The sequence below is a fragment of the Glaciecola nitratireducens FR1064 genome, assembly GCF_000226565.1.
GTDB classification, from domain to species: Bacteria; Pseudomonadota; Gammaproteobacteria; order Enterobacterales; family Alteromonadaceae; genus Glaciecola; species Glaciecola nitratireducens.
This window is the reverse complement of sequence record NC_016041.1, coordinates 378913-404016: the sequence shown is the minus strand read 5'-3', so window position 1 is coordinate 404016 and position 25104 is coordinate 378913. Positions and strand designations below refer to the sequence as shown.

The following is a 25104-nucleotide window of genomic DNA, read 5'->3' as shown; positions in this document are numbered from 1 at the left end:
CCGTGGTTTTATCTTGTTTGCTAGGCTGTCCCGCCCACCGTGAGTTCATCTACTTTAAGCGTGGGCTGTCCAACCCCAACAGGTAAAGACTGACCGTCTTTACCGCAAACGCCAATGCCCATATCTAATGATAAATCATTGCCTATCATCGATATTTTTTGCATTACTTGAGGTCCATTGCCAATCAATGTTGCCCCTTTGATGGGTGTGGTTACTTTGCCATTCTCGATTAAATACGCCTCAGACGTTGAAAATACAAACTTTCCAGACGTAATATCAACCTGACCACCACCAAAGTTAGGTGCGTAAACCCCCTTCTCTACTGATGCAATAATATCCTCAGGACGATGCTGACCGCCGAGCATATAAGTGTTTGTCATGCGCGGCATAGGCAGGTGCGCATAACTCTCGCGTCTGCCGTTACCCGTTGGACTAACACCCATTAAGGAAGCGTTATGTTTGTCTTGCATGTAGCCTTTTAAAATACCGTCTTCAATCAAGACATTGCGCTGCGACTTAACGCCTTCGTCATCTACAGACAGCGAACCACGACGGTCAGACATTGTGCCATCGTCGATTACCGTAACGCCTTTCGCTGCAACCTGTTGGCCAATGCGACCGCTAAACGTTGAGGCACCTTTACGATTAAAGTCTCCTTCAAGACCGTGACCAACCGCTTCATGCAAAAGCACACCAGGCCAACCATTGCCAAGTACGACTGGCATTAAACCCGCTGGCGCCGGAACCGCAGCTAAGTTAACTTGTGCCATATGAATTGCATCGTCTGCAAGCTTTTCATACAAAGGCTTGTTGTCGCTGCTTATGCTTTGAAAGTACTCATAGGTTCTACGCCCACCCGCACCCGCGCTTCCACGTTCTCGCTTACCGTCTTTTTCAAGCAATACAGAACAATTTAAGCGAATGAGCGGTCGAATATCGGTAGCAAAAGTGCCGTCAGTAGCTGCAACCAAGATTTCTTCATACACCCCCGTTAAACTAACAACCACTTGGGTTGCATGAGGGGCCGCTTTGCGAATATAGCGATCAACAGTTTGCAGGAGCGTAATCTTTTCACTGTCCTGCATTGTTAAGATTGGATTTTGTTCAGTATATAGGGATTTGAGCTTGGCACTTGAGAACCGCTCTATTTTTTGAGTGCCGCCCGCCGGTGCTATTCCTCGAGCAGCCTTGCAAGCATCTTCTAATGCGCGACTTGAAATTTCATCTGAGTAAGCAAATCCTGTTTTTTCACCCGATATGACGCGCACGCCTACCCCACGCTCTATATTGTAACTTCCGTCTTTCACGATCCCGTCTTCCAATACCCAGCTTTCGTGCTGGCTAGATTGAAAATATAAGTCGGCAAAGTTAGCTTGATGAGAAAACACGTCTTCTAACAATGAAGAGAGCCTATTTTTATCAATCCCTGAGGCCGTAAGAAGATTGTGTTCGACAGATTGGCTCAAAATGGTTTCCTATTATTTTTATGTTGTTGTATTGGCATTTCTTTGCGGATATTAGCCAATAATACGTTGTCATACTTAGCCGCTACCCAACCTTCGTTTGCAGGTAGGTTAGCGAGTAGTTCACCCCAAGGAGAATAAATACAGCTATTCCCATAGGTTTCGCGCCCGTTATTATGAACGCCTGTTTGATCAGATGCTACTACATAACACTGATTTTCGATACTTCTGGCCTGCAGTAAGGCGTGCCAGTGCGCTTCGCCTGTGCGGCGAGTAAAAGCGCTGGGAACTACCAGCACGTCTAATTGTGGCATTTGCTGAATTAACTCGGGAAAGCGCACGTCATAGCAGATTATTTGTCCAACCGTCCCCCACGGGCTATCGAAAGTAACGACCTTTTCACCAGGCAAGGTCGTCGCCGACTCTTTGTAACGGCCCGTATTGTCGTTCACGCTAACATCAAATAAATGGATTTTGTCATACCGACTAACACGAACACCGTCGTTGTTATAAACCAGGCTTGCCGCATAAAACTTTGTCCGATCGCTCTTGCCAGCCTCTGCATCACTTGGCTTTATTGGAACCGTACCGGCAACAATCCATTTATTATAACGCTCTGATAATGTGGACAATGCCGATTGAATTGGGCCATGATCAATTTGTTCTGCGATCTCGATTTGCGATTTGTTAGACGTACCAAAACAAGCAAAACATTCTGGTAAAACGACTAATTGCGTTTTCTCAGGCAAGGCCGCAAGCTGTCGTTCAACGAGTATCAAGTTTTGTTCAATGCTTGGTGTTGAACTTATTTGAATAGCAACAAGGTCAGTCATAAATATAAGCCATTAGTGAAATTCATATTTGAGATACATAATATCATGCTAACTACGATCCTTTTTGTTCACCATCATTTACATCCATCATCAGGGTGTCTTCTGATGTAGGTGGAACAAAGCCTTGGTCAACTTCAGGTAATTCGTCTCTTCTGGCAGGAAGAGCAACCTCGGTACTTTCTCTTCCCGTTTCGATTAAAATAGGCTCTTCCAACGTACCGGTGATGCTGTAATTGACGTTAGAGATGACTTTGGCTGAGGTCAATACTTGGTCTAATGCGAGTGCAGCAAGAGCCGTCGGAGGGTTTACCATAAAATAGACAAGTACTGGCAGATTACCAGTGACGTTAGGCGTGAAACTAACATTATAGTTGAGTTCTCTAGCAACTAAATCAGTGTAGCCGTATATTTCCATCTCACCCGCGCCGCCGTCTATCTTGGTATCCCGCGTATCAGCCTTACCTTCGGTAATTTGCACGCTACCCTGCATTTCGTCGTAGAAAAACCCTTTCGCGAATACATCTCTAAAATCTAAACTGAGCTTTCGAACGAGCGAGTCTAAACTCAATAAAGTAAAGATACGTGACCCTTTGTCGCTCAGTTCAGTAATATAACCGTCAGTTAATTCCCACTGCATTTCACCGTCTAAGTAGTCAAATGAAAAGTCGAAAGGGGAGGCTTTCCACGTAAAGGCGTAGTCCATGACCGCTTCACTGTCTTTAATCCCTGAATCGAATTGAAAATCTTTCAGGAACTCGCCGAAATCGTCACTTTTCAAGTCACCATTAATAAACGTATAGTGATCACCGTTTCGTTTATACCATTGACCGTTTGCATGAACTTGGCCATTCGGACCATTAATTTGAATATCTTCTATTCTTAAACCGTCATCATTTGGAAAGCTTTCAAATTTAACTTGGCCTAAACGATTACCAAATACTCGGCAGTCTTGGCAGTTCAATCTAATGCGAGGCAAAGTTTGCGGTTCTATTTCTGGCCTTACCTGCTTGTCTTGTTCCACCCAGTTATCAAAACGGACAAAATCTGCGTCAATCTCAATCCCTTCCTCTACCCAACGATTGTGAAAGGTAATTTGTGCTTTGGCTTCGTCTGATACGACATCAAGTATCCAATTGCTGTCCACTGTTTTAACAGTCGCATTAACATCTGTCAGTGTTTGACCGGCTAATATCAAGTTTTCGGTTTCAATGAATATGCGTTGAGGTGCGTCGAAAATCGGTTTTCGATCTGTTTGGCTATCTTTGGAAACACCTGCCAACAATGCTGAAATACTCTGATACCATGGACCTAAGCGTATCTGCGGCAAGTTTGCGCTGATACTAAAACCGACGCCCCGCCCGACAAAGTCTGTTTCACCAATAGCTAAATGTGCTCGGCTAAACTGCAGTTCTTTATGCGGCAATATGCCGTCAAACTTTACCTGCTCACCGAATGCGAGTGTAATGTTAGAGGCTTGAGGATTGCCATTGACCTCTAATTTGAGGGTTTTCTTATCATCCTTTATTTTATCAAAGGGGGGAGGCAAAATAGAATTGACCTCGTCCAACTTGGAAAATAGCGTTGCCATGTACGAAAAATCTTCTTTTCCAATAGCAACATTGATCGATGAACTCCAAGCTCCGCGTCCAGTAACGTACTCGCCCAGCTCGTCGCTCACATAAGGAACCAGTGGGCTTAGATCCCAATTTCCATCAAGTCCGACGTTGAAACGATATTCAGTATCACTGTTAGCACCATTAAACTCAGCAATAATCGGTTGACCGAGTAAGTTCGCCTTTAAATCGGAGAACACTACTTTGTCGTTGTCGAAAATAACCCGTCCATCGACGTTGTCGAGCTGCAACAATAAACTAGGAATTTGCACATCGTTATCAGGCAGCCTAACAATGCCGCTTGCCGATGTATTTTCAGGCGCATCTAATGGGATATGAAGGGATAACTGTGTGCTTAGCCTGTTGCTAACAAGAATATCCTTACTTAAAATTTTACCAAGACCCTCTGACAAGCTGCTGTTTTTTAGCAAGTTAGAAACCTCATCACCAGTGCCTGTCGCCATCGCTTCTATTATTAGGTCAGCACCCTTGGTCAATAGCGGGATGTAAGCCCTGAGAGTCGAGATTCTAACCTTGCCTAAGGCGGCCTCTGAACTTTGCATAGATAAACCTAGGTTTTCAAACGCGAGATTAAGGTCTAGCTTTGTAATGCCTGGCCAATTGCTTGCAAACGAGAAGTCTGCCTGCTTAATCGCCACATTAGCCTGAAATATTCCTTGATTTTGATCGAACGGAAATTGACTAAACGCACCATGCCAAAGCACTTGAGCGCTCTCTATTTTTCCATTGGCATAAAACGCATTGTTCAAATACTGGCTAACACCATTACCAAGAAAAGGTTCTAAGGGAAGAAACCGTCGAATGTGGGAAACGTCCAATTCGCCAATATCCGCAGCCAAGGATAGAAAGGCGTTATCTATTTGGTATTCAAAGACTGGCGAAATGCTTGTTTCAGGCAGTGCAATAACGCCTGATGCAGAAGATACAATCCATGAATCATCGCTTTGATAAAATTGAATAGGCAAATTAACGTTGTCGATACTCAATGCCTCTGGAAAAATATTATCCGCAGCAATCGCTACATCTTTACCTATAAGTTGAATCGAACCTATGTTTTTATGCCATGAAAATTCAGCCTGCAAACCTTTAATTCCCGGCACGCTGTCACTCGCACTCCACTGAATATCATGCATTTTAAAGTGAGCAGAAACTCCCTTGGGTCTTTTCTGAAAGGCTAAATCTGAAATAGTACTGGTAGGCTGGATAGCGTTGAATTGTTCAAGAAGACCGCCATTAAACAAGCCGACAATGGGTAAAAGCGGTGAAATTTCAAAACTATCTGCGGCTTGAACCTGTATCTCACCTTGTTTGGAAATAGACCCTTTCCAATTTGTCTTTAAGGTTTTGTCATAGACTGATAGCGTGAGGTCTTTCACGTTAAATAGCCATTTGTTATCTGCCGGCTGGGCAACGAAAATACCGGATTCAATGCCGCTAGTTAAATCAACCTCGTCTTGCTTCCAAATAAATCGAGTCGGCTTTATATTTCCGTAAACCTTGGTGATAGATTTGCGATTGATATCAGCCCAAAACTCAAAATTTGCTCTACCTTCGAGTAGTTCACTCTCTAACGCAGAAAACTCATTGATCCACGGCGATACGTCTAACTCATCAGCCTTGGCATAAATAGTTCCGTCGAAATTATCGGCGCGGCCTTTCAAATCAATAACAAATACTGCCGAGTTAGTTGCAAGCTCTGACACACTAATAAGCCCAGAACCTTGGTGACGTTCTCCTTTGTTTATCCATGACAAGTTAGCAATATCAAAAGATTGACGATTGTTTGCGCCACTAATCGATACTTCACTGTTAACCAAGGAGAAGGTTTGCAACTGCTCTAAGAATAGCCCCTCTAAGGCGTCTAGAATCGGAAAGTCGTTGTTAGAACTTTCCATTTGCTGCAGATCTATGTCCAAAACGAGACCATCTAAACTGAAGTTTTTTGATGAAAACTGCCGCGTTAGCAGCGAGTCCCAAAAATCAATTTCGACATAAATGTTGTTGATATTGAGCTCAATAGGTGACTTTTCACTCTGCTCGAGAGTAACTCCCTCGAGCACGAGTACAGGCCCAACGCCCTGCCAAGAGGCCGAAATTGACTGAATTTCTAGGCCAACGCCGTACTCTGTTTGAGCAAAGTCTTCAAAGATCTGTTTTTTGTCGTTTAAATATGGAAGAGAATAGCGTAACAGGCTCATCAACAAAGCAAATACGACTAGCGTAATTGCGATGAGGGTCCATAGTTTTCGGACAATATAAGTTGCTACACTGGATACTTTTTTCACATCATTACCACATCAAATTTGTCTTGATGATACAACAACTCCGTCTGTATTTTGATTTGCTTGGACACGAACACTTCTAGCTCGGCCAACATATGAGATTCTTCGCCCAACAATGCATCTGCGACAATAGATGATGCGTAAACCACGAATTTGTCGGCATCGTAGGCTCGATTGACCCTAACAATTTCACGCATAATTTCGAAACAAATCGTTTCAACCGTTTTAATACTGCCGCGTCCTTTGCATGCTGGGCACTCGCCGCAGAGGATATGTTCGAGGCTTTCCCGTGTGCGCTTACGAGTCATTTCGATAAGCCCCAGAGCTGTGAAACCATGTATATTTGACTTCGCTCTGTCTTTACTCATTGCTCCTTCGAGACTATGTAAGACTCGTCTTTTGTGATCTTGTTCCATCATATCGATAAAATCGATAAGTATCATGCCGCCTAAATTACGTAAACGTAGCTGTCTTGCGATAGCAAGGGTGGCTTCAATATTGGTATTAAAAATTGTTTCTTCTAAATTTCGATGGCCAACAAAAGCGCCTGTATTAATATCTATCGTAGTCATCGCTTCGGTTTGATCAATGATGAGATAACCACCTGATTTAAGATCAACTCGCCTTTCGAGTATCCGCTGGGCTTCGTTTTCAACATCATACAGATCGAAAATTGGGCGTTCACCTTTATAGTATTCAAGCTTGCTGCTTAATTCTGGAACGTAGTCTTTAGTGAACTGCTGCAGCTCAGTAAAAGAAAGCTTTGAGTCAATTCGAATACGGTCAAGTTCAGTGCCCACAAAATCCCTCAGTACTCGCCTTGCTAGGGGGAGATCTTCATAAAGCACGTGGGATTTTTTTAGCTTTAAACGAGATTGAATTTTTGCCCATAGGCGGCGTAAAAAATCGGCATCTTGATGCAACTCAGTTTCTGAAACACCCTCTGCTGCGGTACGCAGAATAAACCCACCGTTCTCATCACATAGTGACTCAACTAGATTCTTTAAGCGTAAACGTTCAGATTCATCCTCAATGCGCTGTGAAATACCGACGTGAGTCACGTTAGGCATAAATACGAGATAGCGTGAAGGTATAGTTATGTCGGTAGTTAGGCGTGCACCTTTGGTTCCCAAAGGGTCTTTAACCACTTGTACAACGATGTCTTGTCCATCTCTTACTAGCTCTCTGATGTCCTTCTTTTCTATCGCTGTTTCTGATACCTCAGCGGCAATTTCATCGTGCACCGCAATGTCTGAAGCATGCAGGAAAGCGGCTTTATCTAGGCCGATATCGACAAATGCCGCCTGCATTCCTGGTAGCACTCTGCTCACTTTACCTCGATAGATGTTGCCGACTATGCCTTTTTTAGTGTCCCTTTCTATGTGTATTTCTTGCAAAATACCATTCTCGATCAAAGCGACTCTGGACTCTGATGGCGTCACGTTAATTAACAGCTCTGCGCTCATTCATGTATTCCCATTTCTGCTAACATTAATTGTGTTTCGACTAAGGGTAGGCCTACAACATTGCTATAGCTGCCAGTAATCTGCTTAACAAATTTACCCCCAATTCCTTGGATCGCGTAACTACCAGCCTTGTCTTGAGGCTCGCCCGTTTGCCAGTAATTTTGTATTTGCTTAGTAGATAGACAAGCAAATTCGACTTCAGTTTTCACTACTTTCGATAAATTTTTGCTTGCGCTAATTATGGCCACTCCGGTCATGACCGTATGACGCTTTTCGGACAGCTTTTTTAAGATAGCTATACTATCATTTTGGCTTTTGGGTTTTCCAAAGATTTCATGACCGAGGGTGACAATAGTATCAGCCCCGATAACTATTGCGTCGGGGTTTTTATGCCAAATTGCAAGTGCTTTTGATTTTGCTAAACGCCCAACAAGTGCAGCCGGTAACTCATCTGATTTTGGCGTTTCATCAATATCAGCAGTTTGGACCTCAAAGTTGCTTAGGATATGGGATAGAAGTTCATGGCGGCGGCTAGATGCTGACGCTAGAATGACTCTGGGTAAGTCACGCTCGCTCGCCATGTTAAGTGACTCGAAGTAATCTGCGGTAGCGTCTTAAAAACCAAAACAACCATGGCCACAGAAACACAGAGGTAATAACGGGCCAGAGAAACTCAAATCTAAACTGCACGCCGGTGAGCCAATATTGCAACCAATACACAACCATGTGATACAGCATAGAAAGAATAAAAATCATGATGGCTTGTTGCACCACACTGTAATTTCTAAAACGTTGATAGTTAGCCGCCACTAAATAAACTGGAATAGCCATAGCGAAGCTATGTACACCTAGAGACGTACCGTAGAGCACATCCAAGACTATGCCACAAACGGCGGTTGCTCCAACGCCCACTCGATTCGGCAAGGCCATAGTCCAATAACATAAAATAAGCAGCAACCAGTCCGGACGGTAAACGTCAATGGAAGCAGGCATGGGCATAATCTGTAAAATAAATGCAACAACAATACTCGCGGGTATTAGCATCTGATTTAATTTCATTGCTTTCCCTTTGGATCTTCAAGCGGCATTTCATCATTTAAATCGGCATCTGGCGGAATTGCAGCGGAAGGAGCCATTTCTTGAGGCCAAAGCAGCAGCAAATATTTGATACGGTCTAACTTAGCTAGCGGCGTTGCTGTCACTTCCGCAAAAGGCCGACTTTCGTTGCGCACAATATTGCTTATCGTGCCTACCGGATAACCTTCAGGAAAAACTTCTCCTAAACCCGACGAAACGATAACATCCCCTATTTCGATGTCAGCGCTGTGCGGCACGTGCTGCAATTGCATAGAGTCCAAACTACCGTCACCCACCGCAATAAATCGAACGTTATTGCGTTCAATTCGAATAGGAATGGCATGTGTTACATCAGAAATTAATAAGACTCTGCTGTTAGTTGTTCCTACTTCAGAAATTTGGCCGACGATGCCAGAATCATCTAGCACCGACTGACTTACAAATACGCCATCGATGGCACCTTTGTTTATCACAATTTGATGACTATAGGGGTTTGTATCAACGGCCATTAGCTCCGTGATCATTTTATGCATGCTGTCGCGCACAGGCGCGTCAAGAAGCTTGCGCAGGTTTTTATTTTCTTGTTCTAAAATTCGAAAGCGTTGGAGTTGCTCGCTCATCAAAGTAACCTGATTGGTTAACTCTTCATTGTCTTCAAGCAATTGTTGGCGGGACGTGAATCGATCTGCACTCCAACTGAGCATAGCACCGGGCAAATTAGCAATGTACTGCAACGGACTTACCATCGAATTCAAATAAGTCCTTGCCGTGGCAAAGTTATCTACTTTGGTATCTATTATCATAGCACCCAGGGATAGCAACAAAACGAAGGCTAACCTAACGGATAAACTTGGACCACGTGCAAAAACTTCATTCATATTAGATAAGGGCTAACGCCAAGCCTTATTCATAGCTAAATAAGTCGCCGCCGTGTAAGTCAATCATATCGAAAGCTTTACCACCACCACGAGCTACACAAGTGAGTGGATCGTCAGCGATAACAACTGGAATACCAGTTTCTTCCATTAACAAACGATCGAGATCTTTTAATAGTGCGCCACCGCCTGTCAACACCATTCCGCGCTCGGAGATATCAGACGCTAATTCTGGTGGTGACTGCTCGAGAGCAACCATGACCGCGCTTACAATACCCGATAACGGTTCTTGAAGCGCTTCTAAAATTTCGTTGCTGTTGAGTATAAAGCCGCGAGGAACACCTTCAGCAAGGTTACGACCACGTACTTCAATTTCTTTAACTTCTTCACCAGGATAAGCTGTACCAATTTCGTGCTTAATTCGCTCAGCAGTAGCCTCACCGATGAGTGAACCAAAGTTCCTACGAATATAATTGATAATGGCTTCGTCAAACTTGTCACCGCCGATTCTGACAGATGATGAATACACAACACCATTCAGTGAAATAATAGCGACTTCTGTTGTACCACCACCAATATCGACCACCATTGAGCCGGTTGCTTCTGATACTGGCAATCCAGCACCAATTGCAGCAGCCATAGGTTCATCAATTAAATATACTTCACGAGCACCAGCGCCAAGTGCTGATTCACGAATTGCACGACGCTCTACTTGTGTTGAACCACAGGGCACACAAACCAACACACGAGGGCTTGGTCTGAGGAAGTTATTATCATGCACTTGCTTAATGAAGTGTTGAAGCATTTTTTCAGTCACATAAAAGTCGGCAATAACGCCGTCTTTCATTGGGCGAATAGCTTTAATATTTCCCGGCGTTCTGCCTAGCATTTGCTTTGCTTCATGACCTACAGCAGCAACACTTTTGGGGCCACCCGCGCGCTCTTGGCGAATCGCCACTACCGAGGGTTCATTTAGGACAATGCCTTGATCCTTTATATAGATAAGCGTGTTCGCTGTACCCAAGTCGATCGAAAGGTCGTTTGAGAACATGCCTCGAAGCTTTTTAAACATGGAATGCCTTTGCGTTATTTTTGTTGTTTTTTAGGCCCACGAATTCATCCGAAAATAGAACCCGCGTGCAATTAGAACAGGATTATAGGGCTAATCCCGTAACTTTACCAACGCCTTTTAATAAGGGCAAGCAATGCCGACTATTATTAGACGTAAAAGAGCGATAAGCATTAAAAACTTCTGTCCGCTTATCGGTTTTACTATTCAAAGACTTCTCGCCAATGAATTATTCGATCGTTGCCTCGATATACCCCAAAGGTGGCTATCGCAGAGGGGCTATCGTCGTAAACACCATCATTATCCCAATCATAGTTTAACCAATCGTAGGCATCATATGAAACACCTATTTGTCCTTGATTTCCCGCTCCGGGTGCTCGAAGTTCGATTGCTTGGGTTTTACCTAACTGAAAACTCCCAGTCCCACCCAGTTTAGAAGTGAGTGCAGGGTTTAAACTAATATTCGTAAGGGAAATCTTGCTTGCATCATAATTGGAGCAATTATTGTCTGAGCTAACAATAAAACCTGTACCGTCAAAGTGCTCTAGCTGCATAGGCTGGGGGAAGTTTGACGTTTCAGGACCAAAACTGTTACCCAATACCAAGCGCCCAAATCGGATTTCGACACCTGTTGGTGATGCAGCAACGGTTGTCGTTACGTTAACGTTATCTGCATCTGTAATCGCTGCGACAGAGAAATCAATATCAGAAGTAAATGGCGCCACTAGTGCATTTGCAGACCGGTTATAGAAAAAATTATCGGCATCTGAAAGTTGATAGTGCAAGACCCCTTTCGGCAAAGCGACAACGCCTGGCAGAGCGGTCAAATCATTTTGGCTCAAGATTCCTTGGCTCATATTCGCCGTCAACGGTAGTAGATTGGTATCAACACCCACAGCGACTTGATCAAGGGTCGGTGTGTTCATGCTTACATTGGCAACATCGAGTTTCATAAAGTCATTGACGCTTCCCTGACTATCTTGATAGTAGTTTCGGGTAATGTTTCCTTGCTTATTGTAAGCCGTTATTGCGATTACTGGGTTAGTTAAGTATGAAATTGCACCGATACTATTAGTCGCCTCGTCTTTTTGACCGCTATAAGCAGTGAATGCCGTTGTTGCATTACATGTAGCCGCAAAGAAACCATTATCAGCTACCGTTTGCTTAAAATGGTCTGGTATAAATCGGCCTACGTTTATTGCAGCAGCAGGAATAACGATACCCGCATTGCCATAATTGCTGTCTTGGACATCTAGATTAATGAGTCCCACTTCGGAATAGTAAGCGCCAGTATAAGAAGACACACCTAGCGCAAAATTGCTAAGAGTAACGTCCTGGAACACAGGACTCGCGTTACTTGTCAATATTGACGCCGCTGCGTAAGTTAATGCTCCATCGACACTATCACTCAGGGTTGGGCCAGTGCGCTGCAGCCTGAACTGTATTTTTCCTGGTGAGTAATTAGGCGTAATAACACCTTGGCTGTTGAAAGCAGTAACGCTAAGTTCAAAGTCGTCGCCCGCTTTATGAGTACGAGCTGCCGTTGCGCTTGCACCATCTAGCGCATTACTGCCTAAGGTTGCACTAACAACGAGTTCAGCTGGACTGACCCAAAACGTATTGCTGTTGCCAGACAAAGTGATACCGCCGATGTTATAGTCAGCGTGCAAGCGTATTTGCCCAGCGTCGTGATAAATAGGGGTTGGGATATTAGCAATACTATCGGCACCAAAGTTTAAAGTAGTTACTGTGCTACCTGGGCGTTTGGCAATATCAATGCCGTTAACGCTAAAGCTTAGACCCGCAGTACCGCTGGGATCGACGTTTTCTTGGGAAAGGCTAATGCTCTTATCTCCGCTAAATAGCCCCTCACAAACGCCATCATTATTTTGAACCGCTTGCACTCTTAATGGAAAGGTCGTTCCCGATATTTGGTTGCTAATAATGTCAGACAAACCAGTGCTGCCATTGAGAAACCTAAAGCCGGCATCTGCAAACGCTAGGCTACAACTGTTTGAGCTGCCGTCGGAACATACGACAGGGTTCGCTGCAGCTATCGATGCATTTTCCAGAGATAAAACAACGGTCTCAGCAACTGTGTAGGGAATGCTTGCATTACCCGTTCCTACGAAACTAATAGTGTCTACAACGGAAGTAGAACCCGTTGCTCGAACATCTAAGGTAACGGCTTCATTACTCAGTGTACATGAGCCATCATAGGCATTGGTACACGCATTAATAGTAACGGTTTCAGCAGCACAAGTGAGACCTTGCCCGTCGTGAATGATTTGATAGTGATTTATTTGCGAAATGACTGGGCATCCAAATGTCACCTTACCGCTGAGCGCACCATCGCTCAGGATCTCGTAGCCTGATGGCGGAGCAGAAGCACGAATGCTATTTGAAATCGAAACCTCCATAAAGTCACCGCCGTCGCGTTCAAAAAATATTGACGCAACAGAAAACACTGAGTCCTGAGTTAAGCTGAACGACCCACCTGTCTGTGCGTTTCCAGTTGGACCTTCAAAGCGCAGCTCATTGCTAGCCCCTGCAGTTGAGAGGCCAAATTTGTTGAATACTATCGGATCACCGGACAGCGTTTCCATGACAAAACTAAAGCCGTCGTCACTCTCAACATAAATCGTGTAATCACCAGCAGCTAAACTGATAGTGCCCGACGAGTGTACTAAAAAATGCGAAAGATTTTGACTACCCACGGCACCGAAGCCTGGATAGGCTAGCGTACCTGCAAAAGTGCGTTGCGCACCGCCAAAGTCGATGCGGTCAACCGTACTTGAACCACTTTGCGCAACATTATAGACACCACCATTTATTAAACCCGATGCAGGTGAGCCAGCTCCTAACCAACCGGCGTGAATATTCAAAGCTTCGGTTATGGAATTGATTTGGGTATCGGTGCCACCACCTCCAATTCTAATACCTACCGCATTAAGGGTGCCAGGCACAGTGCAAATAGAGTCACAATTGACCGCATCTCGGGCGCTAGCGTCATAGTTGGTGCCAGCCAATTCATTTACGTAAATGCTGGTAACGTCACTGTCTGATAATCTGACATCGTATATTTTAAATTCGTCTAGCTGTCCTTCGAAATTTTGTGCTGTGCTAAAACCACCACCAAATTGGTCTTGTTCTTGACCAATTACTATTGCGTTGGCGTTGTTAACGGATAATACACCTGCGCTTGCACTGGTAGTGCAGGTTTGCTGTGCACCATCAATAAACAAACATATGTTTTGGTCTTCTCTCGCTACTGCCAAATGATGCCAATTGTCGTCTGTCAACAAAATACTGCTGGTTAATGAGCGTTCCACGTCCCTTACTTTAACAACCACGGTATTGTTGTTTCTCAGGTGTATTTCTAGTTCGTCATCGTTCCTATTGTTACCAAGTGCGTGGAGTATCTCTTGTTGATTTTTATTAACTGCGGTTTTAAACCATACCGACACTGAAAAATCATCCAAGCCATCAACTGCGTTGCTCGGCACCGAAACCCAATCACTTGTATTGTTTTCTCTTAAATCGAGAGATTGATTGATAATGTTTTCATTCGACGAGGACAGCACGCCATTCGAACTGCCGTTAAAATTGCCAGTTTGATCGAAAACATCTCCAGGCGTTGCATCGTAACTACATATGTCAAAACGATATTCGAGAATAGGAGCCGGAGTTATGCAGGGATGTGTTTCCGCCATAATGGCATTAATTTGCGCCGTTGTTAACGCACCTTCGTACACTCTGACTTCGTCTAATAATCCACTAAAATTATAAGCAGTGCTGTTGGCTACGCCCCCAATACGCAGTTCTGAGTTCACATATGCACGGGCATTATTGGGGGCACCGTATTGTTGTGAGAGTAATTTTTCCTCCCCATCAATAAATATTCGATTACCTAAAACGTTGCCGTTAGTAAATTCAACCGCAACATGACGCCAAGTATTAGCTAAGCCAGCGCTTGAAAGACCATAAACATCATCATTCCAAGTGTTAAACCCGATGCTACCGGCAACGATCCAGAGATCGTGAAAATTCCAACCAATTGGCATAACACTGTCAGTGCCATCCCAATTCATCCAAAATGTAACGGTGGTTTTTACGCCCAAGGTGCTTGTGTCCAAGGGTAGTCCGCTTACTTGAATTGAACCTCGGTCTTGTGCGACGTATGCGCATGTACCAGGATTCCCAGGTAATGCTGGCGACGAATTTTCTTGTATGGAAGCGTTTCTAACTGTGCCATGGTAGTCATTACCCGTACTATCGAGCACCTCTCCGGCGCTTCCATTCCAAGTGCTTTCTTCAAAGCGATACTCGGCTAAAGGCGCTATATTGGTGCTGGCCGAAATTTTCGTGGTGAAATAAACCAGGTTGTCAGCATCATTATTAGACGACCAAATCCACTGCGCGCTTGGGTTAATGCCAGTTCTAGTTCCCCAAGGTGCGACTCCGTTTACACCATAAGCCGTTACATTCGAATAACTATTCCACCCGGTTTTGCTGACAAACCAATTGGTAGTGTTAGTACTAAGCGTAGTTAAACCATTGGAGAATGTGTGGTCACTTCCTACGATTTGAAAATCACCCAAAAAGCCCGCTACGCCACCTTCATCAGTACCTCTGATATGCAAATAATAGTCTTGTCCTGGAACTAAGGGGCTTGCCAATACATACATTGTCGGCCAGTTTGTACCGGAGGCTATTAATGTGCCCTGCACCGAATCGTTGGTAGAAATATAAGCTTCAAAAGTATTATCAAGATGCAAATTACCGGTAAGCTGAGCACGTGCGGTTGGTAAGCAGCATAATGCGACTAAAATAATAGACATCATTTTAGTGGCTAACTTTTTTGTCCATATACTGTTAATCATGACAATCTGTATCCTTTGCCGTTATGCGCAACGCTGCACCGTGTCTTTCTAAAATCAATACATCGTTCATAACTTAATTCTCTTGCATCGCATCAACAGAAACCGTGCGGCTGACAACAACGCCATCAAATCCACAACTTCCAGTACTTGAAAAACGGTAATAGCGATAGTCTTCGCCATTAAAATTGATATCGCTTGTGGTGCACCTTGCTGTAAATTGACACGATTGAAATCCAGGAATGGAAGCAAAGGTTGCTGGATTAACGATAACTTGGTTACATAACTGTGGTCCTGCTCCCAGAGGAAATGCCGTCATGGCTAGTTCTTGAATCCCCGCTTGCGCTGCATTTTTTGCACGCACACCATACACCTCGAATAACACAGAATTTGATGACGTGCTGAGCATATTAACGAGTGTGCCGGCCAGCAACGCTAAAACAATAATGGCAAACAAAGCCATCACTATCATGCTGCCACTTTGCCGCGCAGCTTTTCTTGCTCCGCTGCTCATGTAAGTTAGCGATGATCTTGCTTTATTAGCGTTAGTAGCTTTAATAGCCTTAATACTTTTACTAGGGCACATTAGGAACATGAATCTCCTGTGTAAAAGTCATATATTCACTGTCTCTGGCAAAAATAAACTGCGTTTGTGTGTAGGCGTTTCGACGCAATGAAGCATCAATAACTCTGAATGGGTTTTGACTATTTACACCGGCGAAATTGGGATCTGCACTGAGAGCATTGGCTAGGTTTTCTGCCATTAATACCCCACCGCTTGTGAACGTAGTTTGAGTAGGTGAAATAGTCGATTCATGCCGATAAATTGCGTTATTTCGCACACAGTAGTTCACCGCAGAACTGGCAATGTACATGCGCTTTGCTGGACTTGCTTGTGAAAATGCACCGCTCAGCGTAAGTTGCACAACACCGTCAGCGTCATCGTCGGTTGCACAATCACCATCGCCGTCATCACTGCATGAGTTAATAAGGTGGCGTCTGTTGCTTGTGTTTGAATAGACATCGTCCGAACTAGTTGGATAAACCAATGCGTAGTCACTGCCGTTGTTTGGCGTAAATACGTTGCCATCGATATCTTGCATTTCGAAAACATCCATTTCGCGGTCGGAACTTGGCGTCATCGGTAGCGTTAAGTAAAAAGTGCTCCATTTGATTGGCACAAACTGTAAACAGTGCACGCCTGCATTACCCGTTAATCGAACTGAATTTGGCACTGCATCAGATATTTCGCGATTAATGCGTTCAACCGCAAAACTACCTTCACGTAATAAACGTTCGCGCTCACTTGTATCAATAAAAATTTGAGTTGAAGAACGGATAAAACGGGTGAGCCCGACCGACACGATCGCTAACACCACCAGCACCATAACCAATTCAATTAAGGTAAATCCGCGATTCAGTTTAAAGGTCGAATTTGGGATAATCATTAAAAATTACCCTTTACGCTAGTTAGCACGATACGCTCGCCGCCAGGTGTTGTAATAGTGACGGTAATAAGCTTTTTATTACCTACTGCTAAGTCATCAATACCGTCAAGGTTTTGGTCGTAAAATACACTCACTTGCGCATTGAAGCCGGCGTAAATGTATGTGCCATCAACCTCGGTATTTAAACCGAGAGAATTAAAGATATCTTCACCGCTAACATTTAAACCATGGTAGTCATCAACATCATTGTAAGAGTCGCGGTTTTCGCCAGCATCTGGGCCGAGAGCGCCGCTGTCAGTGCAGGTTACAGCTTCATTACAACGCTCCATGCCACCTACCTGATTCGAGTTTTGATCAAATGGTTTTGCTAAAATTTCATTGCTTATTGATTGGCCCAACGATGCTGCTCGCACCTGCCAGATGGGATCAATTCCCTTTCTTACCTGCGGCTGCAAAAAACTAACGACTAGCACCATCGCAACAGCAAATATAACAATGCCAACAACAAGTTCAATTAAGGTGAAACCATGTTGAAAGGGCGTTGATTGAAAACGCGCAGCCTTAATTTGAATAGGTGAATTAACAAGCATGAATAAACCCTTCCGATTCAATACACACTTGAGCTGCAGCTTGGCCCGTGAATGTTACTCGGCAGCCTGCACTGCAATTGGATACTGCCGTTTGAGGGGAGCCAACAGAGTTGAAATCGATCGCATTGATTGCTGTTGAACCATCAACTACCGTCATCGAAACGCTCGATTCTTGGATTTCGGTTGCTGAGGTTCTTAGATATTCGGGAGAATTATAGTCGATCGACGTTGCGCAAGTGGCAGCTTCATTGCCCGCTGAATAATTTGTGGAGGCTGGCCCGAAAGCCACTTGGGTGCTTGTGCTGATAAAGTTGATTCTGTGGCAAAACGAAGGACGTGAATCCTGCATTGCTCTAACTTGCATGTTTCGTAATACGGATATTAATCGGTTCTGATAGGTATATTCCGAGTAGCCGGAAGCGCCGCTAAATTTGGGAACTGCATAGATTGCTAAAATGCCGAGGATGATCATCACGACAATAAGCTCAAGGAGGGTAAACCCGCCTTGAGCTCGTTGATGTTTGAGTACCGATAATGACCAAAACATTTATTGAGTGTTTTGCAACCGTGATTAACAGCCAGTAGCAATAACTGTGATCAATGGTGAGGAATTCGCACCAGCGTTAGTATAACGAATAAAGCAATTGTCTGTTTCTGCTTTGCCCTCAAAGAAAATCTCAAAATTGTCATCTGTCGGAGCTGTTTTAGCTAAATCAAATTCAGCGCCGTCGAGCTCTAAAAATGGTGCTAAGTCAGTAAAGTCAGTGATTACGATAGCATTTGGATATCCATTAATTGTCGAAACGTCGGTACCATTGATATCAACAAGCTCCGCAGTTGCACTGCCTTGAACGCCTGCAATAGCAGCTTTTGCGTAAACCAATTGCGATGCTCCTTGAAGCGCAGCTTTAACACCATCAAGCGTTGACGCTTTAGCATCAGACTGCAAATCAATAAAACGTGGAGCCGCGGTTACTGCCAAGATACCAAGGATTACGATAACGATGATTAACTCGATTAGTGTAAAGCCTTTCTGTTTGTTCATTTGGTTTTTCATAATACTTCCTTCGAAATGGATATTTCTATTAAATTTAAAGATTAAAAATCGTTGTTAATATTCAGCACTACCTAATCAATTAGTTATTACTAAACACAATCACCTGACCAATCCTTGGGTCGTATACAAAGCCATTGCCTGAACTAGTGGTGGTCGGCTCATTAGTGTTGTTCTTAATGGTTCTAGTCAGGTAATAATGACAAACATCATTACCGCCAGTTCCTGCATTCTCGTTCACATTAGTGAAGTATCGAAAATCTTCTACTGCTTGTGCACTCCACGTTGACGTAATCGTTGGTGCACTTTGCATAATTAAGTTAAAGATGCTTTCGCAATCCAGACGAGTCATGCTGTCATCTTCGGTGCTTGAATCGTTGTTGAGCTGACCGGTTGGATAACCCGTATCGCTGTCAATCCCAATTAAAATACCTTCAATGGTGACAAAGCTTAGATTGTTGCCGTTGTTGTCCTGTGGTCTACCTTCAATTTCCCACTGTGCTCGCGCTAAACCGACACCTGTTGCGAAACCACCCGCAACACCTTCAACAGTTGCGTCTTCTGCATCTTTCGGTACATCTAAGAAACGCGGTATCGCTGTAGCAGCTAAAAGCCCAAGGATGACAACAACAATGACCAGCTCTATAAGCGTAAAGCCCTGTTGTTTTATGTTGTTACCCGTTGCCATAATCTCTCCTACATTCATTCAATTTGTACTTAAAACAGCTTGCCTGTTCCAAGGTGATATTCTAATTCTTGATTTTTCCGGCTATATCGACATATATCGACTGCTTCGCCAGAGTCGTTGAGTTCTTGCTGCGCTAAAAACTCAACGCTAATGCCCAACTGCTTCGTAATATCAACATCGAGCTCTAAACCACTTACTTCAACAACGACTGAATCGGCAAAGATATTTAAAAAATCGCGGCAAGCTTCGCGTGACCTTGCTAAATTTGGCCAACCGTCAGCATTAATTTCAATTCGGTCAATACGCTGTGCTTGAGTCGTTTCATACAAAATAGAACTTGGTCGACCTTCGTACTGCCACTGCCAATGGATTATCGCTAAACCTTTTTGCATCGACGCTTTCAAACTTTCAAAACCAACTTTTTCCCACGATTCACTATTGCTGCCCAAGAGGCTTTTGTATAAGCCGGTGCCAATCACCATAATGACGATGAATACACAGATTAGACGATATAGCTTGCTAGACATTACTTGCCTTGCACCACGCTCATCATGTCCCACATTGGTGTGAATATGCCCAAGGCTAATACCAGCACCATAGCAGCCACAATGGCTATTAAAATTGGCTCTATCTTCGAAGTCAGACTCTTTAAGTCGTACTCAACTTCGCGCTCATAAAACTCAGCAACTTCCTGCAGCAGCTCGTCGACACGACCTGTTTCTTCACCCACATTAATCATCTGCATGACCAAGGGTGTAAACAATCCGCTGGCTAATGCCACGCGCGATAAACCTTCACCTTTTTCGATGCGCTGACGCATATCGATAATCGCTTTACTCATGTAACTATTGCTAACAGCGTCAGCAACTAAATTCAGCGCTGTCGTTAATGGCACACCCGCTTTTAACATCATAGAAAAGCTTCGAGCAAAGCGACCTAGCAAGGAACGTTCTATAATCGAACCCACCAACGGTATTTCGAGTTTCAATTTATCCCATTTGTAGCGCCCTTGTTTAGTATCGAGATAACGCCTTGTTATGAAAAAACATACGATAATGATAATAATTAGGACCCACCACTTGGTGATAAAAAAGTCAGACATTCCTATTAAAAACAAGGTCATACCAGGCAATTCGGCATCAAACTTTTCGAACATCCCAGCAAACACTGGAATAACGAAAATGTTCATGACAATGAGGGCAGCAACCAAGGCAAATACGACAAACATGGGGTAGCGTGTCGCTGCTTTTATCTGTTTGCGAGTTTCTTGCTCTCTTTGCAGATACTCAGCAAGTTGCTTAAAAGCCGCATCTAACTGACCGGTATTTTCACCCACGTGCACTACACTGACAAAGAGTTGATTAAAGATTTTTGGATGTTGCGCCAGTGCTGAAGATAAATTTCGACCTCGCTCCAACTGTTCAATGACGTCTGTCAACGCAAGGCGCATGCGCTTTGAATTCGTGTTCGACAATCCGGCAACAGCACGAATGATCGGTATGCCTGCTTTTGCCAATGAATACATTTGACGCGCAAAATTGACCAAATCGTCAATACTGACCTGCGGAACGAACAATCCTAAATCACTGGACACTTCTTTTTTGCTAGCTTTACTTGTTAGCACTGTAATATCGACAGGAACAATATTCCTTGTCATCAACATTTTGGCGGCAGTCACCGCATCGATAGCATCAATAGTGCCATTTACCAGCGACCCACCGGATTCACGACCTTTGTAAGCAAATGAAGCCACTAGCTATCATCCTCCAGTGACAAACCTGAACCGCTAAAATCTGAGCCCAAGCTATCTTTCAGTGTCGACGGTCCACGTTCAGGCTGCGGAACTAACAGTGCAGGAACATCATCTTCGACCGTATGTTCTGTATGTTCTTGGTCTTGCGCATCACCCACCATTTCGACTAATTTCAATACTTCATCAATACTGGTGATGCCTTCTTTTGCGTATAACAGAGCCGAGTGAGCCAATGGCTTGTAATCGGGACTAACCCGCGCGGCTTCAGAAAACGCACTGGTATCGTTGTTTTTCAGCGCAGTCATCATTGCTTCGGTCATTTCTAATAATTCAAATACACCAACACGACCGCGATAACCGCTATGGTTGCACTTTTGGCACCCTTTGCCCTTTTTGAATGTGATGTCTGAAATATCTTCATTGAGCGTTTTCAACCAAAAATACGCTTCGCTCGACACTTCTTCGTCCACTACACAGTTGTCACAAATGCGGCGCACCAGTCGCTGCGCTATAATTGCTCTTAGTGAACTAGCCACGAGGTAACCTGGTGCACCCATATCTAGCAGACGAATAGCACTGCTGATACTGTCATTGGTGTGCAAAGTAGAAAGCACCAAGTGACCGGTTAGTGCGCCTCGAAGGCCTATTTCAACCGTTTCTTTGTCTCGCATTTCGCCCACCATGATGATATCAGGGTCTTGACGTAGCGTGGTTCTAAGTACTTGTGAGAAGGTTAGATCAATTTTATGATTTACCTGTACTTGGTTAATCCTCGGCAAGCGATATTCAACCGGATCCTCAACCGTAATGATTTTTGATTGCGGCTTGTTTAACTCACTCAATGAGCCATACAGCGTCGTAGTTTTACCAGAACCTGTAGGGCCCGTAACCAAAATCATGCCGTGCGGCCTTTGTAATAACTTTCTGTAGCGTTTAACAATGCTCGGTGGCATCCCGGTTTGGGCAAGCGTCAATATGCCTTGTGATTGATCAAGTAATCGCATCACCACCGACTCGCCAGCTTGCACAGGCATAGTAGAGACACGAACATCAATCACTCGACCTTTAATTTTAATTTGCGCGCGACCATCTTGTGGTAAACGTTTCTCTGAAATATCCAAGCCAGACATTAGCTTCAGTCTCAGTACCAGTGCTGCGGCAATGTTACGCTCTGGAATGATGGTTTCCTGCAGTTGTCCATCCACGCGCTGGCGAATGCGCAGTTGCTTTTCTTCAGGCTCAATGTGAATATCGGAAGCTTTGGCCATTACCGCGTCTTCAAATATCGACTGCAGCAGTTTTGCTACCGCAGTTTCTTGTTCGCCGTCAACGCCCATATTGAGTTCGAAGTCTTGCGAGTCGTCGTACTCTTCCGCTAGCTCTTGCGCAAATGACGCTATTTCTTCCGTTTTACGATAGAAGTTTTCGTAAGCAGCAAACAGTTGGGTTTCGCTGACAACCGCAATTTCAATTGGCTTCGGTAGCCTGTTACTGAGGTCGTCAACTGCATTGATATCGCCAGGATCGCTCATTCCCACAAGCAGCTTGTCACCCTTATCGTCGAGCACTAATGCTCGATATCGCCGAGCCTGAATTTCTGGCAGCAGCTTGACTGCTTCAGGATCAACGCGGTAATCATCAATTTTAATTAATGGCACATTTAAATGAGTCGACAATAGCTCAAGAAGTTGGTCTTCTGTCACCATGTTCAATGCAATTAGGGTTGCGCCCAATTTACGTCCTGACTGCCGTTGCTCTGATAGCGCGGTTTTGAGCTGTTCATCATTAATTAAGTTATTTTGGACTAACAAGTCACCTAATCGAATTTTCATATTTTATGACCCCACCAAGGCTGCTAAGCGTCCATCAACAAAACTAACAACCTGTGCTGATAACTGATTCAATGATTTAACTTTCTTATAAGTAATAACGGCTTGTTCAATCATTTTTTGTTTGTCTTGGCTTATGGCTAATCCCAACATCCAACGCGCATTGCCCGGCTGGCGCTGCAGTAAAACTGCATAATCTTCTAAAGATGTTGCGTAGTCTTTTTGCTTTTCAGCGAGTGCCGCACGAAAGCTAAGCAAATCATTGTCTGCGATAACGCTTTTAGGATGATCGTTGAGTATCGCAAGTGCTTGTGCATTCCGGTTTTCACGGAATAATAGGCGCGCCAGCATCAATCGCATGCTGCTGTCGTTTGGCGATAGTTTGATACCTTGGTCGAGTAAAAAAGCGGCTCTTTTCGGGTTACCCTGCGCAAACTCAAGACTTGATAAGCGCTTTCTTGCACTCGCATTTCTTGGCTCTAAAGCAAGTAAGTTGTTCAGATCTTTAAGTGCTGACGCAGTATCACCATTTTTGAGTGACAGCTGAATGCGCTGCTCTATCATTCGATGCGTGGATGCGCTCTTATTGCTGGAAGAAACGTTGAAAACAGGTTCGTCGGCCTCTATCTGTTTTGTTTCTGTCTGCGCTATTTCTGTCGGTGCTGTGTCCGTCTGCTCGATTTCTGCATAGTCGACGACATTGGCATTGTTCACACTCGCACTTTGCGTACTTTCCTGCTGCTGAGCTTGCTGTAATCCAGCTCTTTTTACTGCAACTTGCTGAACTTTTTGCGCTAACTCTTTGTTCACTTCGGCTAGTTTCGCCTCTGCTACAACAGTTGCCGCTTCAGCTTGCTTGGCATTTTCTAAACTATTAAGGGTTGCCTGATCAAGCTCACTCAACATAATTTGAGCCTGCTGTTGTTCCGTTATTGTCTGCTGAAATTGGTTAACCCCATCCGCTTTAGAACCAGCAGCGGGCAAGATAGTGGCCGTTGAAGGTGTCGGTGCCTGTGCCTGCACTTTCGCTTCAATACTTTTGCTAGCAATGTCGTTGGGTAATAGCAACCGCGTCGCGGCGCCTGATGCGACAACTAATACCAAAACGCCAACCAACAATTTTCGTGATTTTGCGCCCTGTGATTCAACAGGCACGTAATCAGCCTCGTAAACTGATTGTTTGTCGCGTTGCTCTAAATCTTTGAGCATTTTGTTTACGACACTCATTTAATCCAACCCGAACCAAGAAAATCAAAGTTCATATGGATACTGGTAATCGCCAACGCCAAAACAGAGGCTGCCGCAAACAATGAAGTGGGCACCCAAGCCCAGCGTTTCTTTTTGTTAATCGGAATGGCAGCTTCAGTATCATCTATCGCCGCTTTCACATGCTGAGGCGTAATTTTTTGTACGCCTTCACCATATGCTAGCATAAGTGATTTGTGGCAGAGCACGTTAACAATTCTCGGTGTTCCGCCACTCGCCTTGTGTAATAGTTCACAGCACGCTTCATCAAATAAACCCTCAATGCGATAGCCGGCAACAGCCATTCTATGACGAACGTATTGATAGAGCTGATCTGCATCCATCAGTTTCAACTTGTAAGAAAACGTTATGCGCTGCAGCAGCTGACGCAGCTTAGGCTGTCTCAGTTTTTCATCCAATTCAGGTTGTCCAAATAAAACGACTTGCAGCAGTTTTTGTGACTCAGTTTCTAAGTTTGTCATTAGACGCAAAGCTTCAATGCTTTCATCTGGCAAGGCTTGTGCTTCGTCAATGATAAGAACCGCATTCTTGTGCTGCTTATGAATTTCAACAAGACGCTGCTGAATCAATTGAGTGAATTCTTGCGTATCGGTACCTTCTGGTAAATCGACATTTAGCTCCGCCGCAACTGAGCGACGTAACTCCGCGGGTGACAAATAAGGATTTGGAATGTAGGCAGTCACAAAGCCATCAGGTAGTTCATTGAGTAACTTTCTGCAAATCAGCGTTTTGCCCGCACCAACTTCTCCTGTCACTTTGATAAAGCCTTCGCCGCTCATGAGTGCGGTAGATAAGACTTGGATCGCCTCTTTATGACTCGGCAAACCGAAGTAATAACTCGTATTTGGTGTGAGCGTAAAAGGTAATTCTCTAATCCCAAAGTGATATAAATACATG

At 44.2% G+C, this 25104-nt stretch carries 20 protein-coding genes; all 20 read right to left on the bottom strand.

The annotated features are described in order from the left end of the window. Nucleotides 1-20: 20 nt before the first annotated feature. Entirely contained in the window at nt 21-1466 is a 1446-nt protein-coding gene (tldD, locus tag GNIT_RS01680; protein ID WP_014107388.1) for a metalloprotease TldD, read from the bottom strand. Then, entirely contained in the window at nt 1463-2296 is an 834-nt protein-coding gene (locus tag GNIT_RS01675) for a carbon-nitrogen hydrolase family protein (RefSeq protein WP_014107387.1), read from the bottom strand. The genes tldD and GNIT_RS01675 overlap by 4 nt, the downstream gene beginning before the upstream one ends. Before the next feature lie 52 nt (nt 2297-2348). Beyond that, the gene (locus GNIT_RS01670; protein ID WP_014107386.1) at nt 2349-6215 is read right to left on the bottom strand and encodes a YhdP family protein; all 3867 of its coding nucleotides are present in this window, start codon (nt 6213-6215) and stop codon (nt 2349-2351) included. After that, entirely contained in the window at nt 6212-7678 is a 1467-nt protein-coding gene (gene rng, locus GNIT_RS01665) for a ribonuclease G (protein WP_014107385.1), read from the bottom strand. The genes GNIT_RS01670 and rng overlap by 4 nt, the downstream gene beginning before the upstream one ends. Next, a complete protein-coding gene (locus tag GNIT_RS01660) occupies nt 7675-8259 on the bottom strand; it encodes a Maf family protein (RefSeq protein ID WP_014107384.1) in 585 nt (194 codons plus the stop codon). The genes rng and GNIT_RS01660 overlap by 4 nt, the downstream gene beginning before the upstream one ends. A gap of 1 nt (nt 8260) precedes the next feature. Then, nucleotides 8261-8737: a rod shape-determining protein MreD gene (gene mreD, locus GNIT_RS01655; protein WP_014107383.1), complete on the bottom strand. Its 477-nt coding sequence runs from the start codon at nt 8735-8737 to the stop codon at nt 8261-8263. Beyond that, the gene (gene mreC / locus GNIT_RS01650; protein ID WP_041246256.1) at nt 8734-9633 is read right to left on the bottom strand and encodes a rod shape-determining protein MreC; all 900 of its coding nucleotides are present in this window, start codon (nt 9631-9633) and stop codon (nt 8734-8736) included. The genes mreD and mreC overlap by 4 nt, the downstream gene beginning before the upstream one ends. Before the next feature lie 25 nt (nt 9634-9658). Then, nucleotides 9659-10702: a rod shape-determining protein gene (locus GNIT_RS01645; RefSeq protein ID WP_014107381.1), complete on the bottom strand. Its 1044-nt coding sequence runs from the start codon at nt 10700-10702 to the stop codon at nt 9659-9661. Between the two features lie 200 nt (nt 10703-10902). Next, nucleotides 10903-15582, bottom strand: a complete 4680-nt coding sequence (locus tag GNIT_RS18250; protein ID WP_014107380.1) for a LamG domain-containing protein — start codon at nt 15580-15582, stop codon at nt 10903-10905. A 73-nt stretch (nt 15583-15655) separates the two neighbouring features. Beyond that, a complete protein-coding gene (locus GNIT_RS01635) occupies nt 15656-16093 on the bottom strand; it encodes a type II secretory pathway component (RefSeq protein ID WP_174268975.1) in 438 nt (145 codons plus the stop codon). 61 nt (nt 16094-16154) lie between these two features. Then, on the bottom strand, nt 16155-17027 hold the full coding sequence (locus tag GNIT_RS01630; RefSeq protein ID WP_014107378.1) for a PulJ/GspJ family protein: 873 nt from the start codon (nt 17025-17027) through the stop codon (nt 16155-16157). Continuing rightward, nucleotides 17027-17617, bottom strand: coding sequence for a type IV pilus modification PilV family protein (locus tag GNIT_RS01625; protein WP_014107377.1), 591 nt, complete (start codon nt 17615-17617; stop codon nt 17027-17029). Before GNIT_RS01625 ends, GNIT_RS01630 begins: the two co-directional genes overlap by 1 nt. Then, nucleotides 17607-18164, bottom strand: coding sequence for a type II secretion system protein (locus tag GNIT_RS01620; protein ID WP_014107376.1), 558 nt, complete (start codon nt 18162-18164; stop codon nt 17607-17609). Before GNIT_RS01620 ends, GNIT_RS01625 begins: the two co-directional genes overlap by 11 nt. Before the next feature lie 24 nt (nt 18165-18188). Further along, nucleotides 18189-18674: a prepilin-type N-terminal cleavage/methylation domain-containing protein gene (locus GNIT_RS01615; RefSeq protein WP_014107375.1), complete on the bottom strand. Its 486-nt coding sequence runs from the start codon at nt 18672-18674 to the stop codon at nt 18189-18191. 79 nt (nt 18675-18753) lie between these two features. Further along, entirely contained in the window at nt 18754-19359 is a 606-nt protein-coding gene (locus GNIT_RS01610; RefSeq protein ID WP_014107374.1) for a pilus assembly FimT family protein, read from the bottom strand. Between the two features lie 29 nt (nt 19360-19388). Next, on the bottom strand, nt 19389-19886 hold the full coding sequence (locus tag GNIT_RS01605) for a hypothetical protein (protein WP_014107373.1): 498 nt from the start codon (nt 19884-19886) through the stop codon (nt 19389-19391). Next, nucleotides 19886-21112: a type II secretion system F family protein gene (locus GNIT_RS01600; protein ID WP_014107372.1), complete on the bottom strand. Its 1227-nt coding sequence runs from the start codon at nt 21110-21112 to the stop codon at nt 19886-19888. The genes GNIT_RS01605 and GNIT_RS01600 overlap by 1 nt, the downstream gene beginning before the upstream one ends. Beyond that, on the bottom strand, nt 21112-22944 hold the full coding sequence (locus GNIT_RS01595; RefSeq protein WP_014107371.1) for a GspE/PulE family protein: 1833 nt from the start codon (nt 22942-22944) through the stop codon (nt 21112-21114). The genes GNIT_RS01600 and GNIT_RS01595 overlap by 1 nt, the downstream gene beginning before the upstream one ends. 3 nt (nt 22945-22947) lie before the next feature. Beyond that, nucleotides 22948-24168 carry a tetratricopeptide repeat protein gene (locus GNIT_RS01590; protein WP_014107370.1) on the bottom strand — a complete coding sequence of 407 codons (1221 nt, stop codon included), beginning with the start codon at nt 24166-24168 and terminating at the stop codon, nt 22948-22950. After that, complete coding sequence (locus GNIT_RS01585; protein WP_014107369.1) at nt 24165-25103, bottom strand: ExeA family protein; 939 nt, start codon at nt 25101-25103, stop codon at nt 24165-24167. The genes GNIT_RS01590 and GNIT_RS01585 overlap by 4 nt, the downstream gene beginning before the upstream one ends. Nucleotide 25104 lies beyond the last annotated feature (1 nt).

Coding starts and splice junctions, on each gene's coding strand:
- GNIT_RS01675 (WP_014107387.1), bottom strand. CDS start 2,296: ATGACTGACCTTGTTGCTATTCAAATAAGTTCAACACCAAGCATTGAA.
- rng (WP_014107385.1), bottom strand. CDS start 7,678: ATGAGCGCAGAGCTGTTAATTAACGTGACGCCATCAGAGTCCAGAGTC.
- GNIT_RS01660 (WP_014107384.1), bottom strand. CDS start 8,259: ATGGCGAGCGAGCGTGACTTACCCAGAGTCATTCTAGCGTCAGCATCT.
- mreD (WP_014107383.1), bottom strand. CDS start 8,737: ATGAAATTAAATCAGATGCTAATACCCGCGAGTATTGTTGTTGCATTT.
- mreC (WP_041246256.1), bottom strand. CDS start 9,633: ATGAATGAAGTTTTTGCACGTGGTCCAAGTTTATCCGTTAGGTTAGCC.
- GNIT_RS01645 (WP_014107381.1), bottom strand. CDS start 10,702: ATGTTTAAAAAGCTTCGAGGCATGTTCTCAAACGACCTTTCGATCGAC.
- GNIT_RS18250 (WP_014107380.1), bottom strand. CDS start 15,582: ATGATTAACAGTATATGGACAAAAAAGTTAGCCACTAAAATGATGTCT.
- GNIT_RS01635 (WP_174268975.1), bottom strand. CDS start 16,093: ATGAGCAGCGGAGCAAGAAAAGCTGCGCGGCAAAGTGGCAGCATGATA.
- GNIT_RS01630 (WP_014107378.1), bottom strand. CDS start 17,027: ATGATTATCCCAAATTCGACCTTTAAACTGAATCGCGGATTTACCTTA.
- GNIT_RS01625 (WP_014107377.1), bottom strand. CDS start 17,617: ATGCTTGTTAATTCACCTATTCAAATTAAGGCTGCGCGTTTTCAATCA.
- GNIT_RS01620 (WP_014107376.1), bottom strand. CDS start 18,164: ATGTTTTGGTCATTATCGGTACTCAAACATCAACGAGCTCAAGGCGGG.
- GNIT_RS01615 (WP_014107375.1), bottom strand. CDS start 18,674: ATGAAAAACCAAATGAACAAACAGAAAGGCTTTACACTAATCGAGTTA.
- GNIT_RS01610 (WP_014107374.1), bottom strand. CDS start 19,359: ATGGCAACGGGTAACAACATAAAACAACAGGGCTTTACGCTTATAGAG.
- GNIT_RS01605 (WP_014107373.1), bottom strand. CDS start 19,886: ATGTCTAGCAAGCTATATCGTCTAATCTGTGTATTCATCGTCATTATG.
- GNIT_RS01595 (WP_014107371.1), bottom strand. CDS start 22,944: ATGAAAATTCGATTAGGTGACTTGTTAGTCCAAAATAACTTAATTAAT.
- GNIT_RS01590 (WP_014107370.1), bottom strand. CDS start 24,168: ATGAGTGTCGTAAACAAAATGCTCAAAGATTTAGAGCAACGCGACAAA.
- GNIT_RS01585 (WP_014107369.1), bottom strand. CDS start 25,103: ATGTATTTATATCACTTTGGGATTAGAGAATTACCTTTTACGCTCACA.